Origin of the sequence: Pseudideonella sakaiensis (assembly GCF_048320135.1) — a bacterium.
Lineage (GTDB): Bacteria > Pseudomonadota > Gammaproteobacteria > Burkholderiales > Burkholderiaceae_C > Ideonella_A > Ideonella_A sakaiensis_A.
Window position 1 is genome coordinate 5,529,876 of the sequence record NZ_CP182947.1, and the last position, 14,589, is coordinate 5,544,464.

At 66.5% G+C, this 14,589-nt stretch carries 14 protein-coding genes and 1 tRNA gene; 10 read left to right on the top strand and 5 right to left on the bottom strand.

Annotation, left to right across the window (positions count from 1 at the left end; translation table 11 throughout):
• Nucleotides 1-639, top strand: coding sequence for a CoA transferase subunit B (locus tag ACNH6H_RS25240; RefSeq protein ID WP_418321046.1), 639 nt, complete (start codon nt 1-3; stop codon nt 637-639).
• A gap of 113 nt (nt 640-752) precedes the next feature.
• Here ACNH6H_RS25240 and ACNH6H_RS25245 read toward each other — a convergent pair whose 3' ends face one another.
• A complete protein-coding gene (locus tag ACNH6H_RS25245) occupies nt 753-1,793 on the bottom strand; it encodes a quinone-dependent dihydroorotate dehydrogenase (RefSeq protein ID WP_418321047.1) in 1,041 nt (346 codons plus the stop codon).
• Between the two features lie 135 nt (nt 1,794-1,928).
• Between ACNH6H_RS25245 and rpiA the strand changes: the two genes are divergently transcribed.
• A complete protein-coding gene (rpiA, locus tag ACNH6H_RS25250; RefSeq protein ID WP_418321049.1) occupies nt 1,929-2,606 on the top strand; it encodes a ribose-5-phosphate isomerase RpiA in 678 nt (225 codons plus the stop codon).
• A gap of 89 nt (nt 2,607-2,695) precedes the next feature.
• Nucleotides 2,696-2,887, top strand: coding sequence for a hypothetical protein (locus tag ACNH6H_RS25255; protein WP_418321051.1), 192 nt, complete (start codon nt 2,696-2,698; stop codon nt 2,885-2,887).
• Between the two features lie 28 nt (nt 2,888-2,915).
• Here the strand turns inward: ACNH6H_RS25255 and mnmC are convergent, their stop codons facing one another.
• The 4 genes from mnmC to earP all read right to left on the bottom strand — a co-directional run bounded on the left by mnmC (nt 2,916) and on the right by earP (nt 7,643).
• Nucleotides 2,916-4,730, bottom strand: a complete 1,815-nt coding sequence (mnmC, locus tag ACNH6H_RS25260) for an FAD-dependent 5-carboxymethylaminomethyl-2-thiouridine(34) oxidoreductase MnmC (protein ID WP_418321053.1) — start codon at nt 4,728-4,730, stop codon at nt 2,916-2,918.
• A 59-nt stretch (nt 4,731-4,789) separates the two neighbouring features.
• A complete protein-coding gene (locus tag ACNH6H_RS25265) occupies nt 4,790-5,773 on the bottom strand; it encodes a heme-dependent oxidative N-demethylase subunit alpha family protein (RefSeq protein WP_418321055.1) in 984 nt (327 codons plus the stop codon).
• Nucleotides 5,774-5,877: 104 nt separating this feature from the next.
• Nucleotides 5,878-6,432, bottom strand: a complete 555-nt coding sequence (efp, locus tag ACNH6H_RS25270; protein ID WP_418321057.1) for an elongation factor P — start codon at nt 6,430-6,432, stop codon at nt 5,878-5,880.
• Nucleotides 6,433-6,533: 101 nt separating this feature from the next.
• Nucleotides 6,534-7,643 (bottom strand): elongation factor P maturation arginine rhamnosyltransferase EarP, encoded by a 1,110-nt coding sequence (gene earP, locus ACNH6H_RS25275; RefSeq protein ID WP_418321059.1) that lies wholly within the window; start codon nt 7,641-7,643, stop codon nt 6,534-6,536.
• 41 nt (nt 7,644-7,684) lie between these two features.
• Between earP and uvrC the strand changes: the two genes are divergently transcribed.
• From uvrC to ACNH6H_RS25310, 7 genes are all read left to right on the top strand, one after another.
• Complete coding sequence (uvrC, locus tag ACNH6H_RS25280) at nt 7,685-9,754, top strand: excinuclease ABC subunit UvrC (protein WP_418321061.1); 2,070 nt, start codon at nt 7,685-7,687, stop codon at nt 9,752-9,754.
• 79 nt (nt 9,755-9,833) lie between these two features.
• The gene (locus ACNH6H_RS25285; protein ID WP_418321063.1) at nt 9,834-10,298 is read left to right on the top strand and encodes a hypothetical protein; all 465 of its coding nucleotides are present in this window, start codon (nt 9,834-9,836) and stop codon (nt 10,296-10,298) included.
• A gap of 55 nt (nt 10,299-10,353) precedes the next feature.
• Nucleotides 10,354-10,920, top strand: a complete 567-nt coding sequence (gene pgsA, locus ACNH6H_RS25290; RefSeq protein ID WP_418321065.1) for a CDP-diacylglycerol--glycerol-3-phosphate 3-phosphatidyltransferase — start codon at nt 10,354-10,356, stop codon at nt 10,918-10,920.
• Nucleotides 10,921-10,966: 46 nt separating this feature from the next.
• Nucleotides 10,967-11,842 (top strand): DMT family transporter, encoded by an 876-nt coding sequence (locus ACNH6H_RS25295; RefSeq protein ID WP_418321488.1) that lies wholly within the window; start codon nt 10,967-10,969, stop codon nt 11,840-11,842.
• Between the two features lie 215 nt (nt 11,843-12,057).
• Complete coding sequence (locus tag ACNH6H_RS25300; protein ID WP_418321067.1) at nt 12,058-12,330, top strand: HU family DNA-binding protein; 273 nt, start codon at nt 12,058-12,060, stop codon at nt 12,328-12,330.
• Nucleotides 12,331-12,385: 55 nt separating this feature from the next.
• A tRNA-Val gene (locus ACNH6H_RS25305) sits at nt 12,386-12,461 on the top strand.
• A gap of 220 nt (nt 12,462-12,681) precedes the next feature.
• Nucleotides 12,682-14,583 (top strand): peptidylprolyl isomerase, encoded by a 1,902-nt coding sequence (locus tag ACNH6H_RS25310; protein WP_418321069.1) that lies wholly within the window; start codon nt 12,682-12,684, stop codon nt 14,581-14,583.
• The last annotated feature ends 6 nt before the right edge of the window (nt 14,584-14,589 follow it).

The window sequence follows — 14,589 nt, forward strand, 5'->3', positions numbered from 1 at the left end:
ATGGCCTGGACACACGATCAAATGGCAGCGCGCGCGGCCAAGGAACTGCGCGACGGCTACTACGTCAACCTCGGCATCGGCCTGCCGACGCTGGTCGCCAATTTCGTCGACCCGGCCATCGAGGTCTGGCTGCAAAGCGAAAACGGCATGCTCGGCATCGGCCCGTTCCCGACCGAGGACGAGGTCGACGCCGACCTGATCAATGCCGGCAAGCAGACCGTCACGACCATCCCCGGCTCGTCGATCTTCGGCTCCCACGACAGCTTCGCGATGATCCGCGGCGGCAAGATCAACCTGTCGATCCTCGGCGCGATGCAGGTCAGCGAAAAAGGCGACCTCGCGAACTGGATGATCCCCGGCAAGATGGTCAAGGGCATGGGCGGCGCGATGGACCTGGTGGCCGGCGTCAAGCAGGTCGTCGTGCTGATGGAGCATGTCGCGAAGAAGAAGGACGGCACGACCGACCTGAAGATCCTGCCCGAATGCACGTTGCCGCTGACCGGCGTTGGTGTCGTCAACCGCATCATCACCGACCTCGCGGTGATGGACGTGACGCCCGAAGGCCTGAAGGTCGTCGAGATGGCACCCGGCGTGACGCGCGAGGAGTTGCAGGAAAAGACGGGCGTCAAGCTGCACTGAGCCCGCAAGACGGGCCTGATTTTGTAGGAGGGGCTTCAGCCCCGATTCGGGTGGTGCCGAATCCAAGAATCGCGGCTGAAGCCGCTCCTACGGGCCGGCGGCGGTACAGCCGGTCAACGCGATGCCGCAAGCGCCTTTGCCGCCTGCAGCACCAGCTCCGGCCCCTTGTAGATGAAGCCGGTGTAGATCTGTACCAGGTCTGCACCGGCTTTGCGTTTGGCGACCGCATCGGCCGCACTCATCACGCCGCCGACACCGATGATCGGAAAGCCGGCGCCGAGTGCGGCGCGCAGTTGCGTGATCACGCGGTTCGACGCCTCGAACACCGGCGCACCCGACAGGCCGCCGGCCTCGTTGCCATGCGGCAGCTGCGCGACCGCATCACGCGCAATCGTCGTATTGGTCGCGATCACGCCGTCGATGCGGTTCTTCTTCAGCGTCGCGGCAATCACGTCGACCTGCTCGCCATCAAGATCCGGCGCAATCTTCACGAAGATCGGCACCGTGCGATCGTGCAGCCGCGCCAGCTCCTCGCTGCGTTCGCGGATCGCACCGAGCAGCGCATCGAGCGCGGCATCGCTCTGCAGCTCGCGCAGGTTCTTCGTATTCGGGCTCGAGATATTGATCGTCACATAGTCGGCATGCGGGTAGACGCCGTCGAGGCCGAGCAGATAGTCGTCGACCGCGTTTTCGATCGGCGTCGTCGCGTTCTTGCCGATGTTCAGACCGAGTACGCCGCCATTGGCGCGGAAGCGGGCCTGCCGCACATTGGCGATGAAAGCGTCGAGCCCGTCGTTGTTGAAGCCGAGCCGGTTGATCAGCGCCTGCGCCTGCGGCAGCCGGAACATCCGCGGCTTCGGATTGCCGGGCTGCGGCTTCGGCGTCACGGTGCCGACTTCGATGAAGCCGAAGCCTATCGCGGCCAGGCCATCGATGCAACGGCCATTCTTGTCAAGCCCGGCGGCCAGCCCGAGCCGGTTCGGAAAATTGATGCCGGCAATCGTCACCGGATCGTCGATGCGGCGCTGCGCGATCGCGCAGATCAGCGGTGTGCGCTGGATATTCGCCAGCGCGCCGAGCGTCAGGTCGTGGGCCTGCTCGGGGTCGAGCCCGAACAGAAAGGGGCGCGTCAGCGCATACGGTACGAGGGCCATGGAGGGTTGCCGGCGTGCCGGCGCAAGGCCGGGCGGGCGCTGTCTTGGATAATCCGCAATTGTCGCAAACACGCCGTGCGTAAATCACGCGGGCGTTTCCTCCGACCGACCCATCTGCCAATCCGGCTGCTCCCGATGACCCAAGACGAACTGAAAAAGCTGGTGGCCAAGGCCGCCATTTCCCATGTGACCGAGCTGCCGGTGCCGCCCGGCGGACTCGTCCTTGGCGTCGGTACCGGGTCGACGGTCAATTTTTTCATCGATGAGCTGGCTGTGCTGCGCGACCGGCTGGCCGGTGCGGTGTCGAGCAGCGAGCGCAGCAGCGAACGGCTGCGCGGCCACGGCATCGCGGTGCTCGATGGCAATGCGGTCGAGCGCGTTCCGCTTTATATCGACGGCGCCGACGAGATCGATGGCAACGGCCACATGATCAAGGGCGGTGGTGCCGCACTGACGCGCGAAAAAATCGTCGCTGATCTGGCCGACCGATTCGTTTGCATCGCCGATGAATCGAAGCGCGTCGAGCAGCTCGGTCGCTTTCCGCTGCCGGTCGAGGTCATTCCGATGGCGTCGTCGCAGGTGATGCGTGCGCTGGCGCGGCTCGGCGGCCGCCCGGAACTGCGTGCCGGTGTCGTCACCGACAACGGCAATGTGATCGTCGACGTGCACGGCCTGCGGATCGCCGATCCGGCGGCGATGGAGGCCGAGATCAACCAGTGGCCGGGTGTCGTCTGCGTCGGCATCTTTGCCCGCAACAAGGCCGATGTCTGCCTGCTCGGCGGCGCCGGCGGCGTGCAGACACTGGTATTTTGATCGCCAACGACGCGTCGCGCCCCGAACGATTCAGGCCGCGCCAAAAAAGCGCGTAACCTTGGCGCATCACTTCCACAGGAGCCTGGTTGATGGCCAAACCCAACTATTCGTTCGAAAAGCGACAACGCGAGTTGGCGAAAAAAAGAAAAAAGGAAGACAAGCTGCGTGAAAAAGCCGATCGCAAGGTCGGCGGCAATGAATCGTCGTCCGACGCGCCGGGCACCGATGCGGGCGACAACAGCAACGGCCACACGCCGTTGCCGCCGGTGACGCCGAGCTGAGCGGCGCGGTCCGAGCCGGATTGCTTGCTCAGTCCTCGCCCGCAGCCTGTTTCGCCGCCGCAGTCGCAGCAAGCCGGCGGGTCGCGCGGCTGAGAAAACGGGCCGGGTCGACCGCATCGAGCAGGTCGGCCGCGAGCGGCAGCGGCGCTGCGGACACCATCCCGGCCAGCAGCCGCGCACCGAGCGGCGCCCAGGTGATGCCGCGGGAGCCGAGGCCGACGAAGAAGTACAGGCCCGGGCAACGGGTGACGAAACGGGGCTGGTCCGGCGCGGCCTCGTCGTCGTCACCGGTCCACACCTGCGGTACCGCACCGATCAACGGCAGCCGGTCATCGGCGACGCAGCGCCACGCAGTGCGGCCAGTGAATCGGGACGCGGTGGTGCCGGCAATGCCTGCCAACGCAGGGCTCAGTGCGGCGAGCCGCGCAACATTCTGCTGATGGTCGTCCGGCCTGACATCCGCATCGTCGTCGCCGGCTTGCGCAGTGGCGCCGAAAACCAGCCGGCCGTCGATCGCCGGCAGCAGATAGCCTGCGCCAGTCAACGGCAGGTGCGGCGCGCGGATCGCCGGCAGCGTCGCGAGGCCGATCTCGCTGGTCTGGCCACGCACCGTCTGCAAAGGCCACGTGCGGGCGCGCCCGGCCAGTCGGTCGAGCAGTGTCGTTGCGCCGGCGGCATTCGCAAGGACCAGGTGCGCAGCCGTTGCAATCGTGTTGCCATTGGCGTCGCAGGCGGTCCATTCATCGTCGCCGACCGGTCGGATCGACGCGACCGCGGCGCCATAAATCGTTTGGCAGGCCGTTCCGGCCGTGTCCAGCCAGGCCTGCGCGAGCCGCGCCGGGCGCATCCAGCCGCCTTGCGGAAAAAACCAGGCCGGTGACGTGACCGGCAAACCAGCGAGCGCAGATGCCTGTTTTGCATCAACCGCCTGCACATGTTTGTCTGGCAGGCGCAGCCGTTCGAGCAGCACCTTCATCGCTCCCGTATTCGGCAACTCGCTGCCCAGTCGCAACAGGCCGTCGACACAACCCGGTTCGGCACTGCCTGCGGCCCGGTCGGTGATCAGTCGCCGGTAGCAGCGGGCGGCTTCGAGTGCCGCCGCGCGGTTGAAGCGTGCGTGGTGGCCGTCGACTCGGTGCACGACGCCGTGGAAGATGCCGGCCAGGTTGCCCGAGGCTTCGGCGGCCGGGCCGTCGCGGCGATCGATCAGCGTGCTGGTCCAGCCCTGCTCGGCCAATGCCGCCGCGGTGGCGCAGCCGGCAAGGCCGGCGCCGATGATCAGCACATCACGGCGCGGGCCCGATAAACGGCGACGGCGAGCCGGTGGACGGGCCGGTGTGTGGCGGGGCGCAAAACGGGCGACCGGACTGGCCTCGGCCTGCGATGCCGGGGCGACCGGTTCGAAGCCGGCCGTGCGCATAGCGCCCAGAAAGGCGTCGTCGGCACCCGCGCAGTGCAGCGTCGCGTCGGGCGCTGCCAGCCTGGCCAGCGCTTTGCCAAGGCGGGTTGGGTCGGCTACCTCCACCAGCGTCTCGGCGCTGAGCACGAAGGCATCGACATCGGCGATGAGCTTGCGCAGCGCCGGCAGCAATTCGGCGACGACGAGCAGCAATTCGACGCGGCCCGATTCAACAACGATGCGGTGGATATCCGGCGTCAGCGGCGGCCATTTGGCGGCCAGTTGCTCCGTCAGACCCGGCTCACTGCGGGCGAGTTGATCGGCTGCGGGCGGGCAGGGCGCGACGGCGATGCAGTGCAACTGGCGGCAACGCAGCGGATCGTTGCGCCAGGCGGCCCAGGTTGCGAGAAAGTTGCTGCCGTCAGCAAATGCGGTGTCCAGCACGACGAACCGGTCGCGGCCAGCCCACTCAGCGGGCCAAGTCACTGGCAGTCGGATTTTGCTCAGATCGCCTCCTCTGATCGATCGACAGCCGCCAGCACCGCGAGCAGGCGATCGCGCACGCCATCGAGCCTGCGATAGGCCAGCACCGCCGGGCTCATCGAGGCAATCGCGGCATGCAGCGCACGGCCGAACGCGCTGCCGTCGAGCGGGTCGGCAAGCACCTCGCGCAGCCGGCGCAGTTTGACCAGGATCGTGAAGACCGCCTGCGGCTGCCCGGGCACCGGAATGAAGCTCTGCTGCTCGCTGCGCAGCCACGCGAGGTCGCCAATCGTTCGGGCGTCGGCATCGGCCGGCCAGTCGGCGGCAGGGCGGCGGCGCGGATGGCCGTCGAGGTGGCCGCTGGCGGTCAGCGTCCAGACCTTGCGCTGCCAGCGCTGCGCGCCGTTGGTCACGACCAGCTGCGACAAGCCATCGGCGGCCCGCAGCAGGGCCTCGTTGTCGGCAACCGGCGCATGGACATCGGCAAACGACAGCCCGAGCCTGGTCTCCGGCGCCCAGTGCGACGGCAGGCAGACCGCGAGCCACGGAATCCGTCCGCTGCCGCCGGGCGGCGTCTCGATCACCGCAAGATCCTCGGCAAACGCGAGGCTCAGCAGGCCGGCGGCGCGCCATTGCGGTGGCAGCGCATGCAGGCAGTCGCCGATCGCTTGCGGCCCGTCACCTTCGATTCGTTCGCCGTTGACGCACCAGCCGAGCAGTGGCACGCCGTGGCAATGCCGACCGTCTCGATCGATGCTGCTGTGCCAGGCCTCCGGATGTTCGCGCGTGGCATGCGCCGCCAGCGCGGCAAGCGCCGGACCATCGTCGAAGTCCGGCAGCCGGCACAGCGCCTGCTCCGCGTGCGCGCGCAGCACCGCCAGCTTCGCGTCGAGATGCGCATCGCCGGGCCGGTTCGGCGTCAGCTGGGCCTGGCCGGGCGGCAGCCGCGACAGGCCGGGCTGCATCCGGAACGGGGAGGTGATGTCGGAAGGAAAAAGGGGCATCGCATCGCCGATGATCCGGCAAAACGCGAATGCCCCTGCTGAACGGCGCGGCTGGCGCGCCTGCGGGTGGCTGCGACGGGCAGAAAACCCGTCGTGCCGATCGATCAGACCCGCTTGCGGTATTCGTGGGTGCGGGTGTCGATCTCGATCTTGTCGCCGGTTTCGACGAACAACGGCACCGAGACTTCAAATCCGGTTGCAAGCTTGGCCGGCTTCAGCACCTTGCCCGAGGTATCGCCCTTGACGGCCGGCTCGGTATAGGTCACTTCACGGACCAGGCTGGTCGGCAGTTCGACCGAAATCGCCTTGCCTTCGTAGAACACGACCTCGACCGGCATGCCGTCCTCGAGGTATTGGATCGCGTCGCCCATGTTCTCGGCCTCGACCTCGAACTGGTTGTATTCGGCGTCCATGAACGCATACATCGGGTCGGCGAAGTAGGAGTAGGTGCACTCCTTCTTGTCGAGAACGATCTGGTCCATCTTGTCGTCGGCCTTGAAGACGACTTCGGTGCCGGAGTTGTTCAGCAGGCTTTTCAGCTTCATGCGCACGGTGGCCGAATTGCGGCCACCGCGGCTGTATTCGGTCTTCAGCACGACCATCGGGTCCTTGCCCTGCATGATGACGTTGCCGGCGCGAATTTCCTGTGCGGTTTTCATGGGTCTTCCAATCGGTTTTCCGCGGCGATCAGGATAGGTTGCTGCGCGGACGGGGGTACGGCGCCGCGGACGAGTCGTCCCACTGCGCAAAGCCCACGATTTTAGCTTGCTTCGGCAACGAAGGCTTGCAGCCTGTCGACAAGCCCGGACTGCGCGGCGAGGTGATCGCGCCAGGCGATGCAGTGCGCCTGCCAGCGGTGGTGGTCGGGCCAGTCGTGCGGCAATGGCGCGCCGGACCCGGGCGGCCGGTTCCAGCCCGTCCACCAGTTGCTGACCTGGCTCATCATCGCCTTGTCGACCGGCGCGACCGCCGGCGCAAAAAAGCGTTGCAGAAAGGCCGCGCCCTTGATCTGGTCGGCGCCGTCATCCTGGCGGTACAGCTGCCAGACAAACGGTTTTGCCGCCCACTGCGCCCGCACCGCGCTGTCCTCGCCGCGCACGAAGTTGATCGCGCAACTCCACAGCAGGTGGTCGTAGTCGGTCTGGCTGAGCCACGGCAGACACAGCGCGCGCAGGCCGCCGCGGCGCAGCGTCGGGCCAAGCAGCTGCGCAACCATCGCGCTCGCCGCGCCGGCGGTTGCCAGCAGCAGCGTCGGCGGCCTGTCAGGCTGTGTCAGCCGATCGATCAGTTCGGCGACCGGCGACTCGGGATAACAGAACAGGCTGATTGGCTGCTCGTAGGCTTGTAGCGTGATGCCTTGCGCCGTCAGCCATGCCTCGGCGTCAAAGCGTTCCTGCTGCTGCAACAGATCGTCTTCGCGCAACAAGCCGCCGCTGCCCGCGCTGAAACCGGGAAAGAAAAAATATTTCAGCAGGCCGGCGCCAGGCCCGGCCGATTGCGGCGACGGCAGCCGGTGGTTGCGTTCGGCATGCGCTTCGGCGCTGAGGTATTCGAGGTTGATCCAGACCGGCTGGCGGCCGCTGAGTTGCTTGCGCTGCGCCATCCGCGCGACGAAGTCCGGCGGCGGGTCGCAACCGAAGGCCTCGATGACGACCTCGCCTGGCTCCGCCGAGGCGGCTTCGTCGAAACCGAATACGCTGACCAGCGGCTGCTCGCGTTGCCGATCCGGCGCCATCCACTCGAGTGCGCTGGCGTCATCGACCCACAGCCGCACCGGCTGGCCACGATCGCCAAGTTGCGCGGCGAGCCGCCAGCACACGCCGATGTCGCCGAAATTGTCGACCACGCGGCAGAAGAGGTCCCAGGGCATCGCCGCATTATCGAGTCGGCGCTCACGGCAGAATCACGGCTGTGAGCAAGCCGACCCCAGACGATCAGCAGCCCGCCGCGCCGGCGGAGCCTCCCGCGCCAGCCGATGGCGGACGCGAGCAATTGCTCGCCGATGTTGCGGCGCTGCCGGGGCTGCCCGGTGTCTACCGTTATTTCGATGCGGCCGGCAATGTGTTGTATGTCGGCAAGGCGCGCGATCTGAAAAAACGCGTCTCGAGTTACTTCCAGAAAAATCATGGCGGCACGCGGATCGGCATGATGGTCGGCAAGATCGCCCGGCTCGAGACGACGGTCGTGCGCTCCGAGGCGGAGGCGCTGCTGCTCGAGAACAACCTGATCAAGGCGCTGAACCCGCGGTACAACATCCTGTTCCGCGACGACAAGAGTTATCCGTACCTGAAGATCACCGGCCGGCGCGATGCCGGCACCACGGTCGCCGAAAACGCCGCCGCGCTGTATCCGCGGATGGCGTATTACCGCGGCGCGGTCGATCGCCGGCATCGGTATTTCGGGCCTTATCCGAGCGCCTGGGCGGTGAAGGAGTCGATCCAGCTGCTGCAGAAGGTGTTCAAGCTGCGCACCTGCGAGGACACCGTCTTCAACAACCGCACGCGGCCGTGCCTGCTGTACCAGATCAAGCGCTGCTCGGCGCCGTGTGTCGATCGCATCGCGCCGGCCGACTATGCGCGCGATGTCGAACACGCCGAGCAGTTTTTGCAAGGCGAGCAGCAGTCGTTGATCGACGAGTTGCAGCGGCAGATGATGGCGTTCTCGGACGCCTTGCAGTTCGAGCAGGCGGCTGAGATCCGCAACCAGATCGGCGCGTTGTCGCGCGTGCTGCACCAGCAGGGCGTCGAGGACAACACCGGCGCGGCGGGCCGCGATGCCGACATCCTCGCGGTGAAGGTGCAGGGTGGCCGCGCCTGCGTCAACCTCGCGATGGTGCGCGGCGGCCGCCACCTTGGGGACCGGCCGTATTTTCCGAGCCACCTCGAGGATGCCGCAGCGATCGAGGCGGTGGCCGATCAGCAGCCGTCGGATGCCGCCGACGCCACCGCCGCTGCGCACGACGCCGAACGCAGCACCGCCGTCGAAGTGCAGGTGCTCGAGGCCTTCATTGCCCAGCACTACCTCGGTGGCGGCGTGCCGCCGCTGCTGGTGCTGAGCCATCCGGTCGACGCGGCGCTGATCGATGCCTTGTCGCAGCAAAGCGGCGTTCGCGTGACCGCGCAGCACCAGCCGCGCGAGCCGCGCCGTGGCTGGCTCGACATGTGCATCAAGGGTGCCGAACTGCGGCTCGCGCAGTTGCTGGCCGAAGAGGGCTCGCAGCAATCGCGCACGCGGGCGCTGGTCGACGCGCTCGACCTGTCGCCGGAGCGGCTCGACGAATTCCGGATCGAATGTTTCGACATCAGCCACACCGCCGGCGAGTCGACGCAGGCCTCGTGTGTCGTCTTCGAAGGCCACAAGATGCAGCCGGCGCAATATCGCCGCTACAACATCGACGGCATCACCGGCGGCGACGACTATGCGGCGATGCGCCAGGTGCTGCAGCGCCGCTACGGCAAACTCGCCGCGGCGCTGGCCGAAGCCGGCGGCACGGCCGTTGCCGAGCCGGCCGCACCGGCGCCGGCGAGGATCAGGCTGCCCGACCTGGTGCTGGTCGACGGCGGCAAGGGCCAGGTCTCGATGGCGCGCGAGGTCTTTGCCGAACTCGGCCTCGACCTCGGCTTGATCGCCGGTGTCGAGAAGGGCGAGGGCCGCAAGGTCGGCCTGGAAGAGCTGGTTTTTGCCGACGGCCGGCCGAAGGTCTCGCTCGGCCGCGATTCGGCGGCGCTGATGCTGGTTGCGCAGATCCGTGACGAGGCGCATCGCTTCGCAATCACCGGCATGCGGGCGCGCCGGGCGAGCGTGCGCACCGGCGGCAGTGCGCTGGAGGACATTCCGGGCGTCGGCCCGAAAAAACGCGCCCGGCTGCTGCAGCGGTTTGGCGGCGTGCGTGGCGTCGGCCATGCCAGCGTCGACGATCTGCTCAGCGTCGAGGGCATCTCGAGACAACTTGCCGAGGAGATCTACCGTGCGTTGCACTGAGACGGATCGCGAAACCGTGTCGGCCGGCAGCAGCTTGCCGCTTGCAAGACGGCCCGGCGCCGCATTCGCCTGGTTGCGCATGACGACAGTCGCCGGCATGCTCGCCGCGTGCTCGAGCCCGATGCCGCCGCACCAGCCGCTGCCGTCGGCGCCGCCGGCACGTGATGCCGACACGGCCCGGCCCGCGGCGATGCCGGCTGCGCTGCCGCCGCCGGCAGCGGCCCGCAACTGGAGCGAATACCGGCAGCAAGCCGCGCAGCGGCTGGTCGCCGCGAGCCCGGGTGGCAGCTACCTCGGCACGGTGCCCGAAACGCTGCTGGCGATCCCGGTGCTCGAGATCGAACTGAATGCCGATGGCAGTGTGCGCCGCATCGATGTGCTGCGCCATCCGAAACAGGCTCGCGACACAACCGAGCTGGCGATTGCCGCGGTGCACCGCGCGGCGCCGTTCGGCAGCGTATCGAAGCTGCCGCGGCCGTGGAAATTTGCCGAGACCTTTCTGTTCAACGACGCCCGCCAGTTCAAGCCGCGTTCGCTCGATTGACGCGGCCGCTCCAACGTTTTGTTCCCCGGTGCTGAAAGCCGGCACAATCCACGCGATGTTCTTCAATCTGCCGACGCTGCTGACCTGGGCCCGAATCGTTGCGATTCCGCTGATCGTCGGTGTGTTCTACCTCGACGTCTTTCCGGCGACGCAGAACCTCGCGGCAACCATCCTGTTCATCGTCGTCGCGTTGACCGACTGGGCCGACGGCTACCTCGCGCGTCGCCTGAACCAGACCTCGGCATTCGGCGCTTTTCTCGACCCGGTGGCCGACAAGTTTCTGGTCGTTGCCGCACTGCTGGTGCTGGTTCATCTGAACCGGCTGCATGCGCTGGTCGCGCTGGTCATTATTGGCCGCGAGATCGCGATCTCGGCGCTGCGTGAATGGATGGCGCAGATCGGCGCGGCGCGCAGTGTCGCGGTGCACATGCTCGGCAAGGTGAAGACAACGGTGCAGATGGTCGCGATCCCGTTCCTGCTTTACGACGGTGTCTTGCTCGGGCTGATCGACACCCACCTGTGGGGAACGGTGCTGATCATCATCTCGGCGGTGCTGACGATCTGGTCGATGATCTATTACCTGCAGAAGGCGCTGCCGGAGATCCGCGCCCGCGTACGTTGAACGGCAACCGGTCTTGAGCGCCGTCTCGCCCCGCCTGATCCAGGCGATGCCCTGGGTCTTCGTGCTGATCTGGAGCACCGGCTTCATCGTCGCGCGCTTCGGCATGCCGCATGCGCCGCCGTTTACTTTCCTGACGATCCGTTATGCGCTGTCGATCCTCTGTTTCCTGGTCTGGATCAGACTGGCCGGCGCAGCCTGGCCACGCGGGCGCAGCCAGTGGCAACACCTCGCGGTGACTGGCGTGTTGATGCATGCCGGCTATCTCGGCGGCGTCTGGGCCGCCGTGAAGGCCGGCATCGGCGCGGGCACGGTGGCCTTGCTGGTCGGCCTGCAGCCGGTGCTGACGGCGATCTGGCTCAGCGGTACAGCCGCGCGCAGCGCCCGCTCGGGCTCACGTGGCGAGGTGTCGCTGGCCACCGCGATCGGCTGGACGCAATGGGCCGGGCTGGTGCTCGGCTTTGGTGGCCTGCTGCTGGTGGTCTGGCGCAAGCTCGGCGTTGGTGAGGTGACGCCATGGAATCTGGCGCTGGCTGTGCTCGCATTGCTCAGCATCACGACCGGCACGCTGTACCAGAAGCGCCATGTCCAGCCCTGCGATGTGCGCACCGCGAGCACGGTGCAACTGCTCGGTGCGATGATCGTCAGCCTGCCGCTGGCGGCGATCGAGACCGAAGCGGTGCGCTGGAATGCCGAACTGATCGGTGCGATGAGCTGGTCGGTGCTCGGGCTGACGCTCGGCGGCAGTTCGCTGCTCTACCTGCTGATCCAGCGCGGCGCCGCGACCAAGGTCACCAGCCTGTTTTTTCTGGTGCCGCCGTGCACCGCATTGATGGCATGGCCGCTGTTCGGCGAGACATTGTCGCCGCTGGCGCTGGCCGGAATGGCGTTGACGGCGATCGGCGTTGCGCTGGTCGTCAGATGACTTCCGGGTTGCGCAGCGAGGAATCCGCTGCTGTCAATGCGGGGAAAGTCCGCACAGCTTTGGCTTTCAATATCGGTCAGGACGAATAAAATCCGCTTCCCACGCCTGGAGAGGGGCGGGCAACCATCCAGATGAATTCGAACCCGGCAGCGCCGGCCTGCGCTGCCGATTTTTGACATTCCAATGCATCACATGCACCGAGAGGGGAGTTATTCGTGAACAAGTCCGAACTGATCGAACACATCGCCAAGCAAGCTGACATTTCGAAGGCAGCAGCGGGTCGCGCACTCGAAGCACTGATCGGCGGCGTCAAGTCGACACTGAAAAAAAACAACAGCGTGTCATTGGTCGGCTTCGGCACGTTCAGCGTCTCGAAGCGCGCCGCGCGCAGTGGGCGCAACCCCCGTACCGGGGCGGCAATCAAGATCAAGGCTGCGAAGGTGCCGAAATTCCGCCCCGGCAAGGCGCTGAAGGACGCGCTGAACTGATGAAGGCGCGCCGAGCGGCTACATTAACGCTCCGGTGACATCTCACAGGCACACCGGGTGCTTAGCTCAGTTGGTAGAGCGGCGCCCTTACAAGGCGTAGGTCGGGGGTTCGAGCCCCTCAGCACCCACCAATCCGGGACCGTCCGTGCCACCCGGTCGACCATGCGGCGGCAGCGGCAGGCCGTGCAGCAGGTCAGGTAAACTAGCAGAAAGACCAGCCCAAAGGCGAACCTCGGTTCGCCTTTGTTGCATCTGGGCTCGCCGCGTTGGTTCGCCGCCGTCGTCGCCTGACGACGGAGAGGCCATTGCCCGTCAGGCGCAGCCCCCCGTGTTTTTGCCCGAGGCCATTCGATGTTCGACTTCATCCGCAAGCACACCCGTGTGCTGTTTTTCTTTCTGATCGTCCTGATCATCCCGTCGTTCGTTTTTTTCGGGCTGCAGGGCTATACCAACATGGACTCCGAGCGTGCTCAGGTCGTCGCGACGGTAGGTGACAGCGAGATCACGATGGCCGAACTCGATGCGGCGCATCGCCAGCAGATCGAGCGGATCCGTGTGCAGCAGCCGAATGTCGATGTCAGGATGCTCGATACGCCCGAGATGCGGCTGCAGTCGCTCGATACCCTCATCCGCGAGCGCTTGCTCGAGACTGCTGCCGACAAGATGCACCTGGTGACGACCGATGCACGCATGGTGCGCATCTTCCAGAACGACTCGCAGTTCGAATTCCTGCGCCGACCCGATGGCAGCGTCAATTCCGACATCCTGGCTGCACAAGGCATGTCGACCGAGTTGTTCGAGCAGCGGCTGCGCCGCGACATCTCGGTGAACCAGGTATTGCAGGGCGTCAGCGCAACCGTGCTGCCGCCGGCAGCAGCGGCCTCTGCCGCACTCGACGCCTTCCTGCAGCGCCGCGAGGTGCAGGTGCAACGCTTCGAGCCGTCGGCCTATGCCGACAAGGTCAAGCCGACCGACGACGAACTGCAGGCGTTCTACAAGGACAATGCCGCGCAGTTCCAGGCGCCGGAACAGATCGACCTCGAGTATCTGGTGCTCGATGCCGAGAAACTGGGGCAGGACGTCAAGGTCGACGAGGAAGAACTGCGCAAGTACTACAAGCAGAACGAGGCCCGCTACAGCACGCCGCAGGAGCGCCGCGCCAGCCACATCCTGGTCAAGGTCGACCCGTCGGCATCCGCGGACGAGCGCGCCGCCGCGAAGGCGAAGGCCGAGGCACTGCTGGCCGAGGTGCGCAAGGAGCCGCAGCGTTTTGCCGAAGTCGCGCAGAAGAACTCCGACGATCCGGGCTCGGCGGCCAATGGCGGCGACCTCGATTTCTTCTCGAAGGGCGCGATGGTCAAGCCGTTCGAGGACACCGTCTTCGCGCTGAAGCCCGACGAGATCAGCGACCTCGTCACCACCGATTTCGGCTACCACATCATCAAGCTGACCGGCGTGCGTGGCGGCGACAAGCACAGCTACGAGACGGTGCGTCCGGAGCTCGAAAAGCTGCTGCGCCAGCAACTCGCGCAGCAGAAATATCAGGAAGCGGCGGTTGAATTCAGCAACCTGGTCTACGAGCAGGCCGACAGTCTCGCGCCGGCCGCCGAGAAGTTGAAGCTCGAGGTCAAGACCGCCAAGGGGCTGACCCGCGCTGCGGGTGATGCGACCGGTCCGCTGGCATCGCCGAAATTCCTCGAGGCGGTATTTTCGAGCGATTCGCTGCGCAACAAGCGCAATACCGAGGCGGTCGAGGTCTCGCCGACGCAGATGATCTCGGCCCGGGTCGTCAAGCATGCGCCGGCGCACACGCGGCCCTTCGAGGAGGTGCGCGAGCAGGTGCTGGCCGCGGTCACCGCGAAGCAGGCCGCCGAGCTTGCCCGCAAGGCCGGTGAGGCGCGGCTGGCCGAACTGAAGGCGTCGCCGCAAGCGGAGATGAAGGCAGCGCCGGTGGTCGTCTCGCGTGCGCAGAGCTCCGGGCTGTCGCCAAAAGCCATCGACGCGGCGCTCGGCGCGCCCACACAGACGCTGCCGACGCTGGTCGGTGTCGATGTCGGGGGGCAGGGTTATGTCGTGCTGAAGGTCAACAAGGTGCTGGGCCGCGAGCCCGGCGTCGAGGGTGACGCCGAAGCGATGCGCAGCCAGTATGCACAGGCGCTGGCCGAAGCCGAGACCCGGGCCTACTACGAGTCGCTGAAGCGCCGCTTCAACGTCGAACGCAAGCCGCTGCCGTCGGCAACACCGGCAAATTGACCGCCG

Bases quoted from the DNA above. Each gene is read 5' to 3' on its own strand.
- earP (WP_418321059.1), bottom strand. From the start codon at position 7,643: ATGCCCTGGGACCTCTTCTGCCGCGTGGTCGACAATTTCGGCGACATC.
- ACNH6H_RS25255 (WP_418321051.1), top strand. From the start codon at position 2,696: ATGGCCAAACCCAACTATTCGTTCGAAAAGCGACAACGCGAGTTGGCG.
- ACNH6H_RS25245 (WP_418321047.1), bottom strand. From the start codon at position 1,793: ATGGCCCTCGTACCGTATGCGCTGACGCGCCCCTTTCTGTTCGGGCTC.
- ACNH6H_RS25265 (WP_418321055.1), bottom strand. From the start codon at position 5,773: ATGCCCCTTTTTCCTTCCGACATCACCTCCCCGTTCCGGATGCAGCCC.
- rpiA (WP_418321049.1), top strand. From the start codon at position 1,929: ATGACCCAAGACGAACTGAAAAAGCTGGTGGCCAAGGCCGCCATTTCC.
- ACNH6H_RS25310 (WP_418321069.1), top strand. From the start codon at position 12,682: ATGTTCGACTTCATCCGCAAGCACACCCGTGTGCTGTTTTTCTTTCTG.
- ACNH6H_RS25295 (WP_418321488.1), top strand. From the start codon at position 10,967: ATGCCCTGGGTCTTCGTGCTGATCTGGAGCACCGGCTTCATCGTCGCG.
- efp (WP_418321057.1), bottom strand. From the start codon at position 6,432: ATGAAAACCGCACAGGAAATTCGCGCCGGCAACGTCATCATGCAGGGC.
- pgsA (WP_418321065.1), top strand. From the start codon at position 10,354: ATGTTCTTCAATCTGCCGACGCTGCTGACCTGGGCCCGAATCGTTGCG.
- ACNH6H_RS25285 (WP_418321063.1), top strand. From the start codon at position 9,834: ATGACGACAGTCGCCGGCATGCTCGCCGCGTGCTCGAGCCCGATGCCG.
- ACNH6H_RS25240 (WP_418321046.1), top strand. From the start codon at position 1: ATGGCCTGGACACACGATCAAATGGCAGCGCGCGCGGCCAAGGAACTG.